Source organism: Bartonella sp. AP1QHHD, from assembly GCF_042196265.1.
In the GTDB taxonomy this organism is placed as follows: Bacteria; Pseudomonadota; Alphaproteobacteria; order Rhizobiales; family Rhizobiaceae; genus Bartonella.
On record NZ_JBHIPW010000074.1, the window covers coordinates 1 to 1413 of the forward strand.

Sequence of the window (1413 nt, forward strand, 5' to 3'; positions counted from 1 at the left end):
TGACAAATCTAAAAGTTTGTCTGGGTGGCTAACTGAATTTGGTATTGGAATATCTGCTTTAAGATAGATAAGCAGTTCACCAGTAGGTTTGATTTCTACGAGTTCACATCCTTGTTTTTTAGCTTCTCTTAAAGCGCGAGCAATGGCTGGTTGCGTTATAGCCGCTGGACGAGGCGCCATATCTTTTCTCCTTACATTGAGATGCAATTCACGTGTGGCGTGAATCACGCTTGTGTTGAAAGTTGTTATGAAAGGGTGGGGGTGCTCGTAGATATGCGGGGAACAAAACACCCCCATAAGGTTAAGCAGCTTTTGTTGAGAGTTGTTGTATTTCTCGTTCTATCTCTGCTAAAAAGGTTTCAACAGCTTGATTGATCTGTTCAATTTGTTGATCATCACGGAAAAAACGGAAGAAGTCACCATCGCATTCCAAAAACCAGAATGCTTTGATTCAATTGAAAATGCGATTTTGTATCATACAACAAGTGTAGCAAATGAGTTGAGGGTAAAAATGTGGGCCGTTTCCTATGAGGAAGTTGAATGTTCAGGAAACATATGTAATTTTCACTTTAAAAATTCTTTGCTCAACAAAGAGGCAACTTATGGTAAGATAACTTTAGAAGATGGGATAGTATACAAGGCATTTACTTGGAATGAAGAGAGTGAAAGTTCGCTTTTTTTCAAGGGTACCGATGGAATAATTTATCTCACATGATACAGAAAACTGTCACGTAAGAATTTTCGCCTACTCGTCAAGGAATGATACAATCTAGTGGCAATCTCATCATTAACGCTGATACCATTGATAACCATTATAGCACTATAGAAGCGGGGGGAAATGCCGATATCCACGCTGGTGTGCTGACCAATTTGGGGGCAACGGGCAACATTATCACACAATCGGACAAAGAGACCACAATCACTGCTTCTCATCTGCTTTCCGGTCAGGATATCAATGTGAGCGGAGAAAGTGTGACGATTGATGGCATGACAGATCACCATAAAAGCCATTCAGAGACCCATGAAACGGGTTTTGGTGTGGGATCAGGCAAGGGCTTTGTGTCGATATACGGGAGTGAGGGAAAGACAGAAAATGAAGAGAGTTTTGAGCATCAAGGCTCTTCTCTCAATGCGGATGGCACGATCAACATCACTGCCAAGAAAAAAGATGTGACAATTGTTGGCTCTGATCTTGCAGGTGAGAATATTAACCTTTCGGCAACTCGTGATGTGAATGTGCTTGTTGGTCATAATAGCCATTCCTCAAGCTCAAAGGAAGAACGGGAAGGCTTTGGGTTTCAGTTTGAAAAGAGCAACAGCGGTGCTTCCGTGGGTGTTGGAATTGCAAGCGCCAAAGATACGGGCGATCAATGGGAAAATACTTCCACACAATCACACATCACGGCACGCCAA

3 protein-coding genes and 1 pseudogene are annotated in these 1413 nt (G+C 42.3%); 2 read left to right on the plus strand and 2 right to left on the minus strand.

Going from position 1 to position 1413, the window contains the following annotated elements:
* A partial coding sequence (locus tag ACFIME_RS06965) for a hypothetical protein (RefSeq protein ID WP_375684704.1) occupies nt 1–180 on the minus strand: 180 nt, incomplete at its 3' end.
* Nucleotides 181–301: 121 nt separating this feature from the next.
* Nucleotides 302–409, minus strand: a pseudogene (locus ACFIME_RS06970) (exonuclease); the annotation flags it as partial.
* On the opposite strand from ACFIME_RS06970, the gene ACFIME_RS06975 reads away from it, so the two are divergent.
* Together ACFIME_RS06975 and ACFIME_RS06980 are read left to right on the plus strand one after the other, a co-directional pair.
* Nucleotides 368–715 carry a hypothetical protein gene (locus ACFIME_RS06975; protein ID WP_375684706.1) on the plus strand — a complete coding sequence of 116 codons (348 nt, stop codon included), beginning with the start codon at nt 368–370 and terminating at the stop codon, nt 713–715. The pseudogene ACFIME_RS06970 and the gene ACFIME_RS06975 overlap by 42 nt on opposite strands.
* A 44-nt stretch (nt 716–759) precedes the next feature.
* Nucleotides 760–1413, plus strand: a 654-nt coding sequence (locus ACFIME_RS06980; protein WP_375684705.1) for a hemagglutinin repeat-containing protein, incomplete at its 3' end; no start/stop codon positions are given.